1 protein-coding gene is annotated in these 1596 nt (G+C 76.1%); it reads right to left on the reverse strand.

Features of this window, described 5'->3' with window-relative positions:
• A partial coding sequence (locus tag ACF061_RS39025; protein ID WP_392271772.1) for a polyketide synthase dehydratase domain-containing protein occupies positions 1–1596 on the reverse strand: 1596 nt, incomplete at both ends.

Genomic DNA, 1596 nt, shown 5'->3' on the forward strand with positions numbered 1-1596 from the left:
CATACACACCACCACGCCGCAACCCACCCACACCCGCAGGCACCACAGCCGGCAACCACCGCTGCGCATACCAGCACCCCGAACGCCAGGCAAGGGTCGCGTCGACGGCCGGCAGGGTCAGCAGGTCCCGCACCGGCCACGGGCCGCCGGCGGGCAGGTCGACGAGCCGCACCCGCCAGTGCGGGTACTCCTTGGCGAGCGCGCCGACCAGTCCGTGCACGCTCGCGTGCGCCGGCTCGTTCGGCTCGTCGGGGGTGACGGCCTGGGTCGCGACGGTGGCGACGGTCAACCGCAGCTCGCGTTCGCCGTACCCCGCCGCCAGCAGGGCCTTGACCAGCCGGAGGACCTCCAGCACGCCCCGGTCCTGTTCCTCGGCCGGTGCGCCGGCCGGCTCCGGCGCGACCCAGACCACCTGGGCCAGGCCGTCGCGGCCCGCGGTCGCGGCGGAGTCCGCGGCCACCGCCTCGGGGAGAGCGGCGAGCACCCGGCGCCGGTGCGGGCCGTCCTCGCCGACCACCAGCACGGTGCCCGCGGGTGCCGGGCCGGCGGCCCGCAGTTCCTCGGTGGGCACGGGCGTCCAGGTCGGCACCAGGTACACGCCCTCGCCCTCGTCCGCGCGCTCCGGGTCCGCCGGTGAAGGGGGCGACGGTAGTGCGGGCGCGGTCGCGGGCCGGTCGAGCTCGCGCAGGGTCAGCCCGCCGATACGGACCCGGACCGTGCCGTCCTCGGCGCACACGTCCACATCGAAGGCGGACGCGCCGGTGGCCCGGGCGATCGCCACCGGGCGCTCCGGGCAGGGGCCGAACACGGCGACCTCGTCGACCGCGAACGGCACGGCCGAGGCCGACGCGCCCGTGCCGGCGCTGAAGGCGACGACCGTCTGCAGCGCGGCGTCCAGCAGGCTCGGGTGGAGCCAGTAGTCCCCAAAGGCGACGTCCGCCGGCGGCAGCAGGCGCGAGACCGCCCGGCCGGCGCCCAGGTGGACGTCGGTGAGCGCGCGCAAGCGCGGCCCGTGCTCGATGCCCCGGGCCCGCAGCGCAGCGTAGGTCTCCTCGGCGGTGATCCGACGCCCGGTCGGCGGAGCCGGATCGCAGGTGGGCGCGGTAAGGGTGAGCCGCTCGGCCTCGCCCTGGCAGTGCACCACCGCGTCCTCGCCGTGGATGGCGAAGCCGATCGCCCCGGACGGCTCGGCGGACAGCGTGATCCGCAGCGTGACGGGGGTGCCGTCCGAGACCACCGGGCGGGGCCAGGTGACGTTGCGCAGCCGGAGGGGCTGCTCGCCCTCGTCGAGGGCGAGGCACACCGCCACGCGGGCCATTTCGAGCGAGACGACACCGGGGAGGATGGACCGCCCGCCCACGACGTGGTCGGCGAGGAAGAACTCGTCACCGGTCAGCGTGGTGGTGAACCGGGTCGTCCCGAGGACGGAGGTGTTGGCGTGGACGAGCGGGTGGACCTCCTCGCGTGCACCGGCGGCCGGACGCCGGTCGGCCTTGGCCGGCCAGTAGCGGCGGCGGGCGAAGGGATACGTCGGCAACGGCACCCGGCCGAAACCGCCCCCCGCGAACAGCACACCGAAGTCGAAGTCCTGCCCCC

It is taken from the genome of Streptomyces sp. NPDC015220, assembly GCF_043079345.1.
Lineage (GTDB): Bacteria > Actinomycetota > Actinomycetes > Streptomycetales > Streptomycetaceae > Streptomyces.